This is a genomic window from Enterobacter cloacae complex sp. 342H5 (assembly GCF_050030905.1).
GTDB classification, from domain to species: domain Bacteria; phylum Pseudomonadota; class Gammaproteobacteria; order Enterobacterales; family Enterobacteriaceae; genus Enterobacter; species Enterobacter intestinihominis.
On record NZ_JBLGVB010000001.1, the window covers coordinates 3,391,101 to 3,405,798 of the forward strand.

The window sequence follows — 14,698 nt, forward strand, 5'->3', positions numbered from 1 at the left end:
TCAATTATTCAAGGTTAATAACCTGAATTATGTGAAAAGAAAACGGCGCGTACCGGATCGTCTTGATTCTTTAGGTTATATCAGCCAAATGAAACTTGCCATACGGCCTGTCGTCTTGTCACGGCGCCAGGAGAAAAAATCACCCTTTTCGGTGAATGTACAGCGATCGCCGCCGAAGATCTGGGTCACGCCGACATTATTAAGGCGCTGGCGGGCAAGCTGATAAATATCGGCCAGATATTTATCGCCGGACGCCACAAACGCATTAACCGCCTGAGGATCTTTTTCCATAAAAGCTTGCCGAACCTCAGGCCCCACTTCAAATGCCTGCGGGCCAATCGCCGGGCCAAGCCAGGCGATGAGATTTGCAGAATCGTCCTGGAAGCAGGCAACGGTCTCTTCCAGCACGCCTTCACACAGGCCACGCCAGCCCGCATGCGCTGCTGCAATCTCCGTACCGGCACGGTTACAAAACAACACCGGCAGGCAATCAGCGGTCATCACCGCGCAAACCGTTCCCGGCGTATTGCTGTACGAAGCATCGGCGCGTTTAGACGCATAGGGCTCACCCGTAAGCTTCAGCACCGCTTTACCGTGCACCTGCTCAAGCCAGACCGGTTTTGAAGGAAGGTTTCCCGCAGCAAAGAGGCGTTTACGGTTCTCTTTGACGTGCTCCAGGTTATCGCCACAGTGCGCACCGAGGTTCAAAGACGCCCACGCACCCTGGCTCACGCCACCGATACGGGTCGAGCTAAAGGCGGCCACGCCTTCAGGCAGCGGCCACTCCGGGACAATCAGTTTGGTCATAACCAGTCCACGTGATCCTTATGTTCTTCGAAATCTGCGCGCATCGCGTCGATAAGTTCCACCATATCCTGTGGGATAGGCGCATGCCATTCCATCTGAATTCCGGTGATTGGGTGGTAAAGACGTAGCATCGTCGCATGCAGCGCCTGGCGATCGAATTTACGCAGCACGGAGATGAATTCATCCGATGCGCCCTTTGGTGGACGCGGACGACCGCCGTAAACAGGGTCACCCACCAGCGGATGGGTAATATGCGCCATGTGCACGCGGATCTGGTGAGTACGCCCGGTTTCCAGACGCAGACGCAGGCGCGTATGAATACGGAAATGTTCCATGATGCGGTAATGGGTTACCGCCGGTTTACCCATCGGGTGTACGGACATATGCGTACGCTTGGTTGGATGACGACTAATCGGCTCTTCCACCGTGCCGCCAGAGGTCATATGACCAATCGCCACCGCTTCATACTCACGGGTGATTTCGCGCAGCTGCAAAGATTCCACCAGTCGAGTCTGGGCGGGGATCGTCTTCGCCACCACCATCAGACCCGTGGTGTCTTTATCCAGACGGTGAACGATACCGGCACGCGGTACGTCAGCTATCGGCGGGTAATAATGAAGGAGTGCGTTAAGTACCGTACCGTCAGGATTACCCGCGCCCGGATGGACGACAAAGTCACGCGGTTTGTTGATGACCAGAATATCGTCATCTTCGTAGACGATATCCAGCGGGATATCCTGCGGCTCGAAGCGGACTTCCTCTTCGATTTCAGCATTGATGGCGACAGCTTCCCCACCAAACACTTTCTCTTTTGGTTTGTCCCAGATCTTGCCGTTTACCAGCACGCGCTGGTCAAGGATCCATTCTTTTATACGTGAACGCGAATAATCAGGGAACAATTCGGCCAAAGCCTGATCTAAGCGTTGACCGAGCTGATTTTCGGAGACTGTTGCGGTGAGTTCTACTCGTTGTGCCATAAACTGCTTCTTCGTTTAACGTTGGGTTTTACGGCTTTGCCGTTTAATATAGTGTGCTATTGTAGCTGGTCTTAATCGGGAGCAGGAACTGAGTTTCTCCCGGACAAACATTTGAGGAAAGTCAAAACGTCATGACGCGCATGAAATATCTGGTGGCAGCGGCCACGTTGAGCCTGGCTTTGGTGGGCTGCTCCGGTTCGAATGAACAGGTCCCTGACAATCCGCCGAATGAAATCTATGCGACTGCACAACAAAAGTTGCAGGACGGTAACTGGAAACAGGCGATAACGCAACTGGAAGCGTTGGATAATCGCTATCCGTTTGGTCCGTATTCACAGCAGGTACAGTTAGATCTGATCTACGCCTACTATAAAAATGCCGATCTGCCGCTGGCTCAGGCAACGATCGATCGTTTCATGCGTCTGAACCCTACCCATCCTAACATCGATTACGTGATGTACATGCGCGGCCTGACTAACATGGCGCTGGATGACAGTGCATTGCAGGGCTTCTTCGGGGTGGATCGTTCTGACCGTGACCCGCAACATGCGCGTGATGCTTTCAATGACTTCTCCAAACTGGTGCGTAGCTACCCGAACAGCCAGTACATTACCGATGCCACTAAGCGTCTGGTGTTCCTGAAAGATCGTCTGGCGAAATACGAGTACTCCGTCGCGGAATACTACACTCGCCGTGGCGCATGGGTTGCCGTGGTTAACCGTGTAGAAGGCATGCTGCGTGATTATCCGGATACCCAGGCCACGCGTGATGGCCTGAAGCTGATGGAGAATGCGTATCGCCAGATGCAGATGACGGCTCAGGCTGACAAAGTGGCGAAAATCATTGCCGCGAACAGCAGCAATACCTGATACCGCTACAACGCATAACGGCAGCCCGCAGGCTGCCGTTTTTTTATTCTTTCAGACTTACGCTGAAGCGGTTTAGCTTCAACACATCCAGTCAACTATGACCGCAATTGCTGGCTTCGACAAGGTAAATCTCACCTCTTCCTGCCCTGCCTCACAAAAAAGATTCCCTGACAAAAACCGACAAAATAACGTGATCTAAATCACACATTTTGACATTAGGTCGGGTATGCTGGAATCACCAAGACGGAAAGACAAGAGGTAAAATTTATGACAATGAACATTACCAGTAAACAAATGGAAATTACTCCGGCAATCCGCCAGCACGTCGCAGACCGTCTCGCCAAACTGGATAAATGGCAAACACATTTGATTAATCCACATATCATCCTGTCCAAGGAGCCGCAGGGTTTCGTCGCTGATGCAACTATCAATACTCCAAACGGCCATCTGGTCGCCAGCGCTAAACACGAGGATATGTACACCGCAATTAATGATTTGATCAACAAGCTGGAACGGCAGCTCAATAAAGTGCAACACAAAGGTGAAGCCCGTCGCGCCACAACATCGGTGAAAGACGCCAGCTTCGCGGAAGAAGTTGAAGAAGAGTAATCCTTTAAATTGAGTGTACCGACAACGCGCCTTCGGGCGCGTTTTTTATTGACAGGATCAAAACAGTACAGGTACTTTAACCCTATCAATTTCAGGATGACCTAATGAAACAGACGCCGTTTTTCTTCGCATTCTTTTTTACCTTCCCCTGACCGGGAGGCGTTTCGTCGTGTGATAAAGAATGCGAAGACGAACAACAAGGCCTCCCACACCGGGAGGCCTTTTTTATTGATAACGATAAAATGAGACAGACAACACTATGACACCGGAAAACCCGCTCCTGGATTTACGCGTAAAAATCAGTGCACTCGACGAAAAGTTACTGGCCCTGCTGGCAGAGCGCCGCGCGCTCGCCATTGAAGTGGGCAAAGCCAAGCTGGATTCTCATCGGCCGGTGCGCGATATCGATCGCGAGCGTGATTTACTGGAACGGTTGATACAGCTCGGCAAAGCGCATCATCTTGATGCCCACTACATCACCCGCCTGTTCCAGCTCATCATTGAAGATTCCGTTCTGACGCAACAGGCCCTGCTCCAGCAGCATCTGAACAAAACCAACCCGCACTCTGCTCGGATCGCTTTCCTCGGCCCGAAAGGTTCTTATTCTCACCTGGCGGCTCGCCAGTACGCAGCCCGTCATTTCGAAGAGTTCATTGAGAGCGGTTGTGCAAAATTTGCAGACATCTTCAACCAGGTCGAAACCGGCCAGGCAGATTACGCCGTGGTGCCTATTGAGAACACCAGTTCCGGCGCCATCAACGATGTTTACGATCTGCTCCAGCACACCAGCCTGTCGCTGGTCGGTGAGCTGACTATTCCTATCGATCACTGCGTGCTGGTCTCTGGCTCAACCGATCTGAGTCAGATCGAAACGGTGTACAGCCACCCGCAGCCGTTCCAGCAGTGCAGCCAGTTCCTGAACCGTTATCCGCACTGGAAAATTGAGTACACCGAAAGCACCTCGGCGGCGATGGAAAAAGTGGCGCAGGCAAACTCTCCTGCCGTCGCGGCACTCGGTAGCGAAGCGGGCGGCGCGCTGTATGGCTTACAGGTGCTGGAACGCAATCTGGCCAACCAGACGCAAAATATCACCCGTTTCGTGGTTCTTGCCCGCAAGGCCATCAACGTGTCGGACCAGGTCCCGGCGAAAACCACCCTGCTGATGGCGACCGGCCAGCAGGCGGGTGCGCTGGTTGAAGCGCTGCTGGTGCTGCGTAATCACAACCTGATCATGACGAAGCTGGAATCCCGCCCAATACATGGCAACCCGTGGGAAGAGATGTTCTATCTCGACGTTCAGGCCAACCTGGAGTCTGCATCCATGCAGAAAGCCCTGCGCGAACTGGGCGAGATCACACGCTCCATGAAAGTACTGGGCTGCTATCCGAGCGAAAACGTGGTCCCGGTCGATCCGGCTTAATGTTCGATAAAGCGGCTTTTCTTCATCCCTGCCACATTTACAGGCAGGGTGAAGATGGCACCGGAAAGCGGGTATTTCGCCAGCTCCTCCGCCTCCATATTTTCCCGCGTGGTGGTGATAAACAGCGTTTTCATATCGTCGCCGCCAAAGCAGACCATTGTCGGGCAGCGTACCGGCAGCCGGTATTCTTCCAGCTGTACGCCTTGCGGTGAAAACCGTGCGATACGCCAGCCGTCAAACAGTGCGCTCCAGTAGCAGCCTTCCTCATCCATTGCCGCTCCGTCGGGTATACCCTCTCCCTCGCTAAAACGGCGAAACTCTTCGCGCTTACCGGGTTCCCCCTGCTCATCAAGCGGCGTACGGTAAATCACACCGTTCGGCGTATCAGAAGTAAACATCCACCGTTTGTCAGGACTTAACGCTAAACCGTTATGCCCCTGAATATCGCACTGGATCACTTTCGGTGTCAGGTCGTTGTCGATACGCATCAACATGGCGCCGTTATAATCTCCCGGCCCCCAGAACGTGCCCGCATAAAACCGTCCCTGATGGTCGGTGCCTCCATCGTTAAAGCGTGCAAGCTGCGGGTTGGACGGGTTATCGCAAACCTTACGCTGGAGCAGGCCGTGTTTATCGGTCAGCCAGATGGCGTTTCGCATCGCGACGATAAATCCGCCGCGTTCACGCAGGGCAAAACACCCAACTTCTTCATGGAATGAGAGCACCGAGTGTTCCGCGGTGGGCAGATGGTACCGATGAATCTCCCCTTCCAGAATATCCGCCCAGTAGAGCGCCTTCTCTTCAGCACTCCACGTCGGGCATTCGGGCAGATGCCCGGTATAGTTCAACAGCAGCTGCGGTTCAGCCATGACAGTTCCCCAAAATGAAAAAAGCCAGCATTGCTGTTTTAATTTTAGACGCAAAAGGCTGAAACAAAAGGATTTGTTTCTGACGATGTCCACACGTCGTCCACGCATCGAAAAAGCCCTGCCATGTGCAGGGCTTTCTTTTGGTCACATCCAGTGGATTTGTTGCTGGCCTGATTGCGTCGGGTGCGGCGGCGCTGGTACTACTTCACCCGGCGAAACGATAAAGCTCTCGACCGTCTCAGTGGTGATGAACGTGCAACTGCAAATGATGTTTGTGCACTGATGATACAGCTCCTTGCCTGTGCGGCGCGCATGGCCTGCGCCTTTGAGCCGCACCAGCGCTGTCACTGGCTGGCAAAAACTGGAATAAAAATTGAATGCAAACTCATCCACTGATGCATGCACATCTAAAATTGTGAATCAACTCGTCCAATTAATGATTTCGTCCAGCCCGGAAAGTATTGCAGGAAAATAACTTTCATCCATTCCAAGACTATCACTGACTACGACGCTTTCAGCAGGATTTTCCGGCCTTAGCGTTAATGTTAAAAGCACCCCACGCCCTGTTGATGATGGTGAAAACACAAGATTTAACTGATTTTCTGTGCTATCAAAAATCACCTCACGAGCCTTCGTGCCATCAACTAAACTTCTATGTAACTCCCTGAGTTTAGCTTTAAGAGCATTAAGCTCTCCGACATTAAAGGATGCCTGATATTGTGTTTTAAGCTCGGGTAGTTCGTACTCCACATAGGTATGTATCCAGTCATACTCTGGTATGTCAGGGGTATTATCACGCCCAAAGGGGGAAATCCGTAAAATTTTCCTGTCGCTAATTATCTCAATCATATTCCCCCCATCACTTGTATAAAAAATGAGTTATTGTCCAGTCTTTCTCACGCACCAATACTTCTATCATATATTTTTTATAATAATAGGTTCCTTTTTTCGCCCGATTCTCAACAAGTTTATATATCTCAGATTCGTAACGAAAAAGACCTTGAGCCTTTTGAGGATCAGGCGTTCTTTTGCCGTAGCGAATAACTTTTTCCTGAAGTTGCAAGGGCACATATCGCGCGGGATTAAGCATATGTTTAGCAGGAGTTGCGGTCATTTTAAGGGTTCGTGCAGATAACCCCATTTTCAGCCGACCACGTAAGAGGCTGATAGTAGCCTCACTGAGCCTCACAGTTACAGCGGTTTTAACTCCACTCTCCAGTAACGCTTTACCAGCCCGAAAAAGACGAAATGCACCCAAGGCAATTAATACGATGTCTGTTGGGTCAATCAGGGGGGCTTCTAGTGGCGCTTCTTCCAGCCTGACAAACATGCCGTCGGTATCATAAATCTGCCATAAACCGGGAGCCTGAGAGACTGAATAGCCAATACACATCCCGGTTTCGTCATCAACAATGGGTTTTGAATTCAGTGGAGGATTGCGGGGGCGAAATTCGAAGTATTCACCGGCTGGTAATGTTGACTGGAAGGTGTAGAAACGTCCTGGCTCGTCCGTAATTAATCCAACGCTCATTGTCCTAATTTCCTTTTGGGCTAACCTTTGGGGTCATCATAATGGACGTTTTTACTTCAATCTACTTTCCTGACTCTGATTTTATCGACTTAGAGGCTAACGCCTCGCCGCGCTCGTTGTTCAACACCACCGGCACTGAAAGCAAATTTCAGCACCGGCGGTGCTGGCATTATTCGCGTATGGCTCATTTTAACCACCCATTTTTTTAGCATCATCAACAAGCTCGTCTGAATATTGCCAGACTCCGTTATAAGCCACGAAGCCCCAGCCGAAACACCGTTAGTCATTTCATATCCAACAGCCAGCCCTGGCGGGTGTAAAATTTCGTGATTAATTCTGAAAACCAGCCCCTTCTCGCTTAGTTCTTTCCAGTTCATGATTGTCATACCGCAGTCGGCGTCATCCAGCATCAACTGGAAACTCAACATTACATAATTTGCCACCCACTCAGTTAAATCGATAACATTCGTTACCCTCACTGACACGCGTTTTCGGTATACCCTCTTTCTTGTATCAGGCATGTTCACGAAGCTGATTCAACTTTAAGAGTTTGCTGGGGTGCACCCCGTTCATGGTTTGCCACCATTGGCAGAGGCTAACCCTGAAATGGCTTTCCTTAACAAAGCAGAAAGTGCGCTGCTGCTCAAGTCATTTACAGGTGAGGATCTGCTGGTTGCCCTGCTGGGGATTAGTACCGGCGGGCGGTGGTCAGAGCTGGCAACACTCAAACCGGCACAAATAGTAAACGGGCGCGTGACATTCCTGAAAATCAAAAACGCAAAAAAGCGCACTGTACCGATTTCTTCTGAGCTTGAATCGCTGATAAAGAAGAATACCAGCGGGAATCTGTTCAACGTCGATTACGTGAGTTTTTGCAAAGTGCTGAAGATGGTTAAACCTGATATTCCTGCAAATCAGGCAACGCATATTTTGCGTCATACCTTCGCAAGTCATGTCATGGTGAACGGGGGTAACATCAATTCATTACAGCAAATACTGGGTCATGCAAACATCCAGCAGACGATGACTTATGCGCATTTGTCACCAGAGTACCTGCAAAATGACGTTACATTGAATCCGCTTTCAGGAGGGATATCGCTGTAGGTTCTCCCCCCCCGGAGTGTCCACATTGCGTCCACACTTCGGGGTATTTGAAACGGTTCCAGATGGTTACAGCTTTTTTAACTTACTGTTTTTATTAGAGATAATTTTAATGATTGATAAACCACATTCACCCATTATATGAAAAAAGCCAGCATTGCTGGCTTTTAGTATATACATCATCAGATTACTGGCGACTGTCATTTGCCTGGCGCAACAGCGTGCGGCTTTCACTCTGGAATCGCGTGGCGTAATCACCGAACCAGTGCTCCACTTTACGGAAACTGTCGATAAACGCTTGTTTATCGCCGTGTTCCAGCAAGGTGATCGCTTCGCCAAAACGCTGATAGTAGCGCTTGATCAGCGCCAGGTTATTTTCAGACGACATGATGATGTCGGCGTAAAGCTGTGGATCCTGGGCAAACAGTCGCCCGACCATCGCCAGCTCCAGACGATAGATTGGCGAGGAAAGCGCCAGCAATTGTTCAAGCTGAACGTTCTCTTCCGCCAGGTGCAGACCATAGGCGAAGGTTGCAAAGTGGCGCAGCGCCTGAATAAACGCCATGTTCTGATCGTGCTCAACCGCACTGATACGGTGCAAACGTGCCCCCCAGACCTGAATCTGTTCCAGGAACCACTGATACGCTTCCGGCTGACGACCGTCGCAGTAAACCACTACCTGCTTCGCCAGGCTGCCGCTGTCCGGGCCAAACATCGGGTGTAACCCAAGCACGGGCCCGGTGTGCGCCGCCAGCATTGCCTGTAGAGGGCCATTTTTAACGGACGCCAGATCCACCAGAATGCAATCTTCCGGCAGCGGAGGAAGTTTCGCGATAATCTGCTCCGTCACATGAATCGGTACGCTGACGATAACCATTCCGGCATCCTTCATGAGTTCCGGCGCATGCGGCCAGTCCTCTTTTTCCAGGATGCGCACCTGATAGCCAGAAAGCGTCAGCATTTTTTCAAACAGACGCCCCATCTGGCCGCCGCCACCGACAATCACCACCGGACGCAGCGACGGACAGAGAGTTTTGAAGCCCTTGTCGTTTTCGCTGGAATAGGATTCCCGCATCACACGACGCAGGACATCTTCAATTAAGTCCGGTGAAACGCCCAGCGCCTGTGCCTCTTTACGGCGGGAGGCGAGCATAGAGGCCTCACGCTCCGGAACGTAAATTGGCAGGCCGTATTTGCTTTTAACTTCACCGACCTCAGCAACCAGTGCCATGCGGCGCGCCAGCAGGTCCAGCAACGCCTTATCCACTTCATCAATTTGATCGCGTAATGCGGTCAATTCAGCAACCATAACTATCCTCTTATGCCAGACGCGTCGCCAGCTGGCCGTTCAAATCTTTGTGGATCTCACGCAGTAGCGCATCAGTGGTTTCCCAGCTGATGCAAGCATCCGTGACGGAGACGCCGGGCTTCATCGCGCTACGCGGCTGTTCCGATGACTGATTGCCTTCATGAATATTACTTTCAATCATCAGGCCGATAATTGAACGGTTACCATCTTTAATCTGTGCAATCACAGATTCTGCAACTGCAGGCTGGCGACGGTAATCTTTATTCGAATTACCATGACTGCAATCTACCATCAGCGCCGGACGCAGTCCCGCCTGTTCCATCTCTTTTTCACACTGCGCGACATCCGCCGGGCTGTAGTTTGGCGCTTTACCACCGCGCAGGATCACATGCCCGTCCGGATTGCCCTGCGTTTGCAGCAGGCATACCTGGCCCGCCTGGTTGATCCCGACAAAACGATGGGGCATGGCGGCGGCGCGCATGGCGTTAATCGCCGTGGCCAGGCTGCCGTCGGTACCGTTTTTAAAACCAACCGGCATAGACAGGCCAGACGCCATCTCGCGGTGGGTTTGTGACTCGGTGGTGCGCGCCCCAATCGCAGACCAGCTAAACAGATCGCCGAGGTACTGCGGGCTGTTCGGATCCAGCGCTTCGGTTGCCAGCGGCAGCCCCAGGCTGACCAGCTCCACCAGCAGGCGACGCGCAATCTTCAGGCCCGCTTCCACATCAAACGAGCCATCCATGTGCGGATCGTTAATCAACCCTTTCCAGCCAACCGTTGTACGTGGCTTTTCAAAATAGACGCGCATCACCAGATAGAGGCTATCGCTGACCTCCTCCGCTAATGCTTTAAATCGACGAGCGTACTCAATGGCGGTTTCAGGATCGTGAATGGAGCAAGGACCACATACCACCAGCAGGCGCGGATCGCGGCCTGCGATAATGTCAGAAATGGTCTGGCGAGAGTGCTCAATCTGAGCTTCCTGCGCGACGCTCAGCGGGAATTCCGCCTTCAGTTGATCCGGGGTGATTAACACCTGTTCGTCAGTGATATGTACGTTGTTCAGCGCGTCTTTTTGCATGATTGCGATCCTGTAAAACTCGTTTGCGATAGTGGTTTTCCTCGAAGAGGTGACACAACGATAACACATCAAGTAAAGATTTCAATCCAAAATACGTACAGATTATTTTACAGAAGCCATTTAAATGCCAAATCACAGGTTAAAATCGTAAACATAAAATTACACATGCACTTTTAACGCCAGTCTACGCTCACACCAGGCACGCTATCCCGGCGCTGGCCGTTAGCTTAATTATCCTCGGGTGAATTGAGGGAAAGTTGCGTGGCTACATAAATCCTGGCAACAAAAAATGAATAAAAGTATGAATTCCAGCAGACTTAATTGAGCCTGCCTAAATTACTTTGAATATCGTGCTCTGTAAGATTTAGCTTAGGTCAAGACAGGGATATTTCTGACATAATGACGGCTTTGAGAAAGAATGGTATTCTGCCGGAAATTCATAAGGGCATCTATTTCCGGGGCGGTTTGGCGGATTCTGATGAGAAATACATTCTTGATCGCTTTGCTTCACCTCCCCCTGGCGCTAATGCTGTTCATTTTGGTGAGCCCTGCAAGGGCAGGCTCGCTCACGGAAACGGATAAATCGGTACGTTCGATTGTTTCTGGTATTGTAAGCTACACCCGATGGCCAGCACTTTCCGGCCAGCCTAAGCTCTGTATTTATGCCTCTTCCCGTTACAGACAGGCGCTCAGCAGTGAAGATGTAAATAACCCGTTGCCCTATAGTCCTGTCATTGTGCATAGCGATCGGGAAGCACTCACAGCAAGGTGCGATGCCCTCTATTTCGGGAGCGAATCACCGGCAAAACAACAGGAAATAATAAATCAATATCAGGGCCAGGCGTTGCTATTAATGTCAGAGCAAAATCCTGAATGCGTTATTGGCAGCGCATTTTGTCTGATAATAGAGCACAACAAGGTCAGGTTTTCCGTAAATCTGGATGCGCTGACGCGCAGTGGCGTAAGAGTCAATCCGGATGTATTAATGCTCGCACGGAATAAGAAGCATGAATAAGGAAGTCACACCAACACCGCGTCCGACGTTTAAAAGAACGTTGCGGCGAATCAGCATGATAAGCGTCATTATAACGATGACGTTTATATGGTTGCTGCTGTGTTTCGCTTCCGTGGTGACATTAAAGCAATACGCGCAAAAAAACCTCGAACTCACCGGCGCCACCATGAGCCACAGCCTTGAGGCCTCTCTGGTGTTCAACGATGCCGTGGCGGCAAATGAAACGCTGGCGACCCTCGGCAAGCAGGGGCAATTTGCCGTGGCGGAAGTGCTTAATGCACATCATAAACGGTTTGCCTGGTGGTCGTGGAACCCGGCGGATAATACCGACACGCTGGGCGCGCTGGTCAACCGGTGGTTGTTCCCTGTTCCTGTCGCACAGCCCATCATACATAACGGTAATGTGATTGGCGAAATTCGTCTGACCGCACGAGACAGCCTGATTAGCCACTTTATCTGGCTCTCATTTGCGGTCCTCACCGGCTGCATTCTTTTTGCCTCTGCCGTCGCATTGACCATCACCCGCTCGCTACATCATGGCATGGTTGTTGAAATGCAAAACATCACTGACGTTGTGCATGACGTCCGTACCAACCGCAACTTCTCTCGCCGGGTAACGGAAGGCCGCATCGAAGAGTTCCACCAGTTTGGTGAAGACTTCAACAGCCTGCTGGATGAAATGGAAGAGTGGCAGCTCAAGCTACAGGCGAAAAACGCTCAACTGTTGCGTACCGCCATGCACGATCCGCTCACGGGGCTTGCAAACCGCGCCGCGTTTCGCAACAACATTGCGGCCTTAATGAATGACGCTTCGGCAAAGACCAATTCTGCCCTGCTCTTCCTGGATGGTGATAACTTCAAGTTTATTAACGACACCTGGGGCCATGCCGCGGGCGACTGCGTACTGATCGAAGCCGCAAAAAGGATGGTCGAATTTGGCGAAAAACGTCATCAGTCTTACCGTCTTGGCGGCGACGAGTTTGCCATGATCCTTTATGGCGTCCACACCGCGCGTGAGGTCGAATATATTTGCGCTGCGCTGTCGCAGCAATTTATCCGTCCGTTTGATCTGCATAACGGACACACAGCATCAATGTCACTCAGCATTGGCTTTGCTCTGGCGTGGGAAAATGCCTCCGTCGAGGCATTACTTGAGCAAGCCGATCGCAATATGTACCTGGTCAAAAACCAGCGTTCGAAAACAATACCCTGAAAGGAAGACGATATGTTGAAGCGATACATCGCGCCGTTGTTACTGGCATCTCTGGTTATGTCCGGGTGCCAGACGCCGGAGGGTAAATTCACACCAGAGCAAATCGCGGCCATGAAGTCCTACGGCTTTAACGAACTGAATGGCGACTGGTCCCTGGGCCTGTCGGATAAGATCCTGTTTGATAAAAATGACGCCAGACTGCGTCCGGAAAGTGAAACGCAGATCCAGACTATGGCCTCACGTCTGGCGGCAACCGGTCTGAATCACGCCCGGATGGACGGCCATACGGATAACTATGGCGAAGAGAGCTACAACGAAGCGCTTTCGTTAAAACGTGCCAATGTTGTAGCGGATGCCTGGGCGAAGGGCGCGAACATCCCGCGCAGCAACCTCACTACGCGGGGTTTAGGCAAAAAATACCCTCTTAGCAGCAACCGTACTGCGCAAGGGCGCGCTGAAAACCGCCGTGTTGCGGTAGTTATCAGCACGCCTTAAGGCTATTTAGCGGATGTGCCGGCGAGCGACACGCCTGAAGCCGCTCGCCAGCGCAGCCAGTCAATCACGATAAATACCGCCAGACTGACGCCCATTACCGGCAACGCCAGCCCCAGCAGGAGGCTTATCATGAACGTCACTCCCCTTCCCCACAGCGGCAATGCCAGCCAGCTTTGACAGAGCGTCTGTACCGGGTTCGCGGCTGACGTCGCAGGACGACGCATCCACCACATCCGGTATCCCCAGATAATCAGCACGCACAGCGCAACGCCAAACGCGATGAGCAGCAGCTGATTTGCCAGACCAAACAGGATCCCCATATGGAAATCCACGCCCCAGCGGGTGAGTTTAGCCATCAGCGGGAAATCCCCAAAGCGAGTCCTGTCCAGCACCTTCAGAGAGTGGGGGTCCACGGCAACGGCATCAACCTGCGTCGGCCAGCGGCGATCGATTTCCGTCACCGTCCAGGCCTGGTCGACCCTGCTTGCCGGACGGATCTCAACGTTGTTCGCATCAATTCCTGACTGGCGGGCGGCCTGCAATACGCTGTCAAAAAGCGACAGTTCAACAGGCATTTCAGGCATCGACATTCCGCCGTGATGACCACGATGTTCGGCGTGTTCATCCATCATTTCCGGCGCACCGGAAAGGGTGGTGTTTACCTGCGGCGTCAGCCAGTTCATCTCTGCACGCAGCTTATCGACGTTGCCACCGGCCCATTGTGACCAGGTTAACCCGGTGACTGAGAACAGCAGCATTCCCGCCAGTAACGTCCAGCCTAAGATCACATGCAGGCGACGACGATTCTGGAAACGATTATTAATACGGCGCTTCGGTCGGGTATAGAACCACAGCGCGATCCCGCCCAGGGCAGCAACCCACATCCACGAGGCGGCTAACTCGCTATAGAGGCGCCCGAGGTTGCCCAGCATCAGCGAGGTATGCAGATAATCGATAGTCTGACGCAGCGGTAAAATCCCGCTGGTGCCGTATACGGTCATATCCCCTCGAACCTCAAGGCTGGCGGGATCAATAAAAATAGCCCGATGCTCGGAGGGACCCAGCGCCGGGTCGGCAAACATCACGCGGGTCGTTTCGCCCTCTTCCAGCCCCGGACGAACGGCATGCAGACGCAGATCTGATTCTACGGCCTTTTCGGCCGCGGCAATTTGTGCAGCAAGAGGCTGCGCCTCACCCACGGCATCCGTGTGGAGTGCATGATGGTACAGCGCATTTTCAAGCTGCGGCGTGGCGACATACAGCGTACCGGTCAGCGCTGCGAAGAAAATAAACGGACCAACAAACAGCCCGATATAGAAATGGAGGCGACGCAGCAGGTTTCCCCATGCCGCGCGCGGAGTGCAGGTAGTCATACTTTTCCTTTTTAAGGCAAAAAGTGAGT

The 14,698-nt window shown here is 52.0% G+C and carries 17 protein-coding genes, 1 pseudogene and 1 other annotated feature; of the genes and pseudogenes, 8 read left to right on the plus strand and 10 right to left on the minus strand.

Going from position 1 to position 14,698, the window contains the following annotated elements; all coding sequences use genetic code 11:
• Positions 1-75 precede the first annotated feature (75 nt).
• Positions 76-807, minus strand: coding sequence for a purine nucleoside phosphorylase YfiH (gene yfiH, locus ACQG03_RS16100; protein ID WP_063163107.1), 732 nt, complete (start codon positions 805-807; stop codon positions 76-78).
• On the minus strand, positions 804-1,784 hold the full coding sequence (gene rluD / locus ACQG03_RS16105; RefSeq protein WP_022649057.1) for a 23S rRNA pseudouridine(1911/1915/1917) synthase RluD: 981 nt from the start codon (positions 1,782-1,784) through the stop codon (positions 804-806). The genes yfiH and rluD overlap by 4 nt, the downstream gene beginning before the upstream one ends.
• A gap of 131 nt (positions 1,785-1,915) precedes the next feature.
• On the opposite strand from rluD, the gene bamD reads away from it, so the two are divergent.
• From bamD to pheA, 4 genes are all read left to right on the plus strand, one after another.
• Complete coding sequence (bamD, locus tag ACQG03_RS16110) at positions 1,916-2,653, plus strand: outer membrane protein assembly factor BamD (RefSeq protein WP_003863164.1); 738 nt, start codon at positions 1,916-1,918, stop codon at positions 2,651-2,653.
• Positions 2,654-2,920: 267 nt separating this feature from the next.
• Positions 2,921-3,262, plus strand: coding sequence for a ribosome-associated translation inhibitor RaiA (raiA, locus tag ACQG03_RS16115; RefSeq protein ID WP_006811628.1), 342 nt, complete (start codon positions 2,921-2,923; stop codon positions 3,260-3,262).
• A gap of 103 nt (positions 3,263-3,365) precedes the next feature.
• Positions 3,366-3,491: a sequence feature (Phe leader region), on the plus strand.
• Positions 3,367-3,414 carry a pheA operon leader peptide PheL gene (gene pheL / locus ACQG03_RS16120; protein WP_100229775.1) on the plus strand — a complete coding sequence of 16 codons (48 nt, stop codon included), beginning with the start codon at positions 3,367-3,369 and terminating at the stop codon, positions 3,412-3,414. It overlaps the preceding feature by 48 nt.
• Positions 3,492-3,521: 30 nt before the next feature.
• Complete coding sequence (gene pheA, locus ACQG03_RS16125) at positions 3,522-4,682, plus strand: bifunctional chorismate mutase/prephenate dehydratase (protein ID WP_023306733.1); 1,161 nt, start codon at positions 3,522-3,524, stop codon at positions 4,680-4,682.
• On the opposite strand, the gene ACQG03_RS16130 is transcribed toward pheA, so the two are convergent.
• The 5 genes from ACQG03_RS16130 to ACQG03_RS16150 all read right to left on the minus strand — a co-directional run bounded on the left by ACQG03_RS16130 (position 4,679) and on the right by ACQG03_RS16150 (position 7,567).
• Positions 4,679-5,551: an SMP-30/gluconolactonase/LRE family protein gene (locus tag ACQG03_RS16130; protein WP_426726139.1), complete on the minus strand. Its 873-nt coding sequence runs from the start codon at positions 5,549-5,551 to the stop codon at positions 4,679-4,681. The two genes, pheA and ACQG03_RS16130, sit on opposite strands and share 4 nt — an antisense overlap.
• Positions 5,552-5,695: 144 nt before the next feature.
• Positions 5,696-5,899: an ogr/Delta-like zinc finger family protein gene (locus ACQG03_RS16135; RefSeq protein WP_071788728.1), complete on the minus strand. Its 204-nt coding sequence runs from the start codon at positions 5,897-5,899 to the stop codon at positions 5,696-5,698.
• 72 nt (positions 5,900-5,971) lie between these two features.
• Complete coding sequence (locus tag ACQG03_RS16140) at positions 5,972-6,400, minus strand: WapI family immunity protein (RefSeq protein WP_023298399.1); 429 nt, start codon at positions 6,398-6,400, stop codon at positions 5,972-5,974.
• Positions 6,401-6,410: 10 nt separating this feature from the next.
• Positions 6,411-7,082 (minus strand): hypothetical protein, encoded by a 672-nt coding sequence (locus tag ACQG03_RS16145; RefSeq protein WP_023298400.1) that lies wholly within the window; start codon positions 7,080-7,082, stop codon positions 6,411-6,413.
• An 89-nt stretch (positions 7,083-7,171) separates the two neighbouring features.
• Positions 7,172-7,567 carry a DUF7415 domain-containing protein gene (locus ACQG03_RS16150; RefSeq protein ID WP_426726140.1) on the minus strand — a complete coding sequence of 132 codons (396 nt, stop codon included), beginning with the start codon at positions 7,565-7,567 and terminating at the stop codon, positions 7,172-7,174.
• A 16-nt stretch (positions 7,568-7,583) separates the two neighbouring features.
• Between ACQG03_RS16150 and ACQG03_RS16155 the strand changes: the two are divergent.
• Positions 7,584-8,186, plus strand: a pseudogene (locus ACQG03_RS16155) (tyrosine-type recombinase/integrase); the annotation flags it as partial.
• Positions 8,187-8,370: 184 nt separating this feature from the next.
• Here the strand turns inward: ACQG03_RS16155 and tyrA are convergent.
• Both tyrA and aroF read right to left on the minus strand, forming a co-directional pair.
• Positions 8,371-9,492 carry a bifunctional chorismate mutase/prephenate dehydrogenase gene (gene tyrA, locus ACQG03_RS16160; protein ID WP_022649060.1) on the minus strand — a complete coding sequence of 374 codons (1,122 nt, stop codon included), beginning with the start codon at positions 9,490-9,492 and terminating at the stop codon, positions 8,371-8,373.
• A gap of 10 nt (positions 9,493-9,502) precedes the next feature.
• Entirely contained in the window at positions 9,503-10,573 is a 1,071-nt protein-coding gene (gene aroF, locus ACQG03_RS16165; protein WP_063163106.1) for a 3-deoxy-7-phosphoheptulonate synthase AroF, read from the minus strand.
• 478 nt (positions 10,574-11,051) lie between these two features.
• On the opposite strand from aroF, the gene ACQG03_RS16170 reads away from it, so the two are divergent.
• The 3 genes from ACQG03_RS16170 to ACQG03_RS16180 are packed head-to-tail and all read left to right on the plus strand — an operon-like array spanning position 11,052 to position 13,296.
• Positions 11,052-11,588 carry a YfiR family protein gene (locus ACQG03_RS16170; RefSeq protein ID WP_032677312.1) on the plus strand — a complete coding sequence of 179 codons (537 nt, stop codon included), beginning with the start codon at positions 11,052-11,054 and terminating at the stop codon, positions 11,586-11,588.
• A complete protein-coding gene (gene dgcN / locus ACQG03_RS16175) occupies positions 11,581-12,801 on the plus strand; it encodes a diguanylate cyclase DgcN (RefSeq protein WP_045308387.1) in 1,221 nt (406 codons plus the stop codon). Before ACQG03_RS16170 ends, dgcN begins: the two co-directional genes overlap by 8 nt.
• 12 nt (positions 12,802-12,813) lie before the next feature.
• Entirely contained in the window at positions 12,814-13,296 is a 483-nt protein-coding gene (locus ACQG03_RS16180; RefSeq protein ID WP_045308388.1) for an OmpA family protein, read from the plus strand.
• A gap of 2 nt (positions 13,297-13,298) precedes the next feature.
• Here ACQG03_RS16180 and ACQG03_RS16185 read toward each other — a convergent pair whose 3' ends face one another.
• Positions 13,299-14,669 (minus strand): PepSY-associated TM helix domain-containing protein, encoded by a 1,371-nt coding sequence (locus ACQG03_RS16185; RefSeq protein WP_063163105.1) that lies wholly within the window; start codon positions 14,667-14,669, stop codon positions 13,299-13,301.
• Between the last annotated feature and the right edge of the window lie 29 nt (positions 14,670-14,698).

What these genes read in the sequence shown, in the direction of transcription:
- raiA (WP_006811628.1), top strand. Translation starts at nt 2,921, where the DNA reads ATGACAATGAACATTACCAGTAAACAAATGGAAATTACTCCGGCAATC.
- tyrA (WP_022649060.1), bottom strand. Translation starts at nt 9,492, where the DNA reads ATGGTTGCTGAATTGACCGCATTACGCGATCAAATTGATGAAGTGGAT.
- bamD (WP_003863164.1), top strand. Translation starts at nt 1,916, where the DNA reads ATGACGCGCATGAAATATCTGGTGGCAGCGGCCACGTTGAGCCTGGCT.
- rluD (WP_022649057.1), bottom strand. Translation starts at nt 1,784, where the DNA reads ATGGCACAACGAGTAGAACTCACCGCAACAGTCTCCGAAAATCAGCTC.
- ACQG03_RS16140 (WP_023298399.1), bottom strand. Translation starts at nt 6,400, where the DNA reads ATGATTGAGATAATTAGCGACAGGAAAATTTTACGGATTTCCCCCTTT.
- ACQG03_RS16180 (WP_045308388.1), top strand. Translation starts at nt 12,814, where the DNA reads ATGTTGAAGCGATACATCGCGCCGTTGTTACTGGCATCTCTGGTTATG.
- yfiH (WP_063163107.1), bottom strand. Translation starts at nt 807, where the DNA reads ATGACCAAACTGATTGTCCCGGAGTGGCCGCTGCCTGAAGGCGTGGCC.
- ACQG03_RS16130 (WP_426726139.1), bottom strand. Translation starts at nt 5,551, where the DNA reads ATGGCTGAACCGCAGCTGCTGTTGAACTATACCGGGCATCTGCCCGAA.
- dgcN (WP_045308387.1), top strand. Translation starts at nt 11,581, where the DNA reads ATGAATAAGGAAGTCACACCAACACCGCGTCCGACGTTTAAAAGAACG.
- ACQG03_RS16170 (WP_032677312.1), top strand. Translation starts at nt 11,052, where the DNA reads ATGAGAAATACATTCTTGATCGCTTTGCTTCACCTCCCCCTGGCGCTA.
- aroF (WP_063163106.1), bottom strand. Translation starts at nt 10,573, where the DNA reads ATGCAAAAAGACGCGCTGAACAACGTACATATCACTGACGAACAGGTG.
- ACQG03_RS16145 (WP_023298400.1), bottom strand. Translation starts at nt 7,082, where the DNA reads ATGAGCGTTGGATTAATTACGGACGAGCCAGGACGTTTCTACACCTTC.
- ACQG03_RS16185 (WP_063163105.1), bottom strand. Translation starts at nt 14,669, where the DNA reads ATGACTACCTGCACTCCGCGCGCGGCATGGGGAAACCTGCTGCGTCGC.
- pheA (WP_023306733.1), top strand. Translation starts at nt 3,522, where the DNA reads ATGACACCGGAAAACCCGCTCCTGGATTTACGCGTAAAAATCAGTGCA.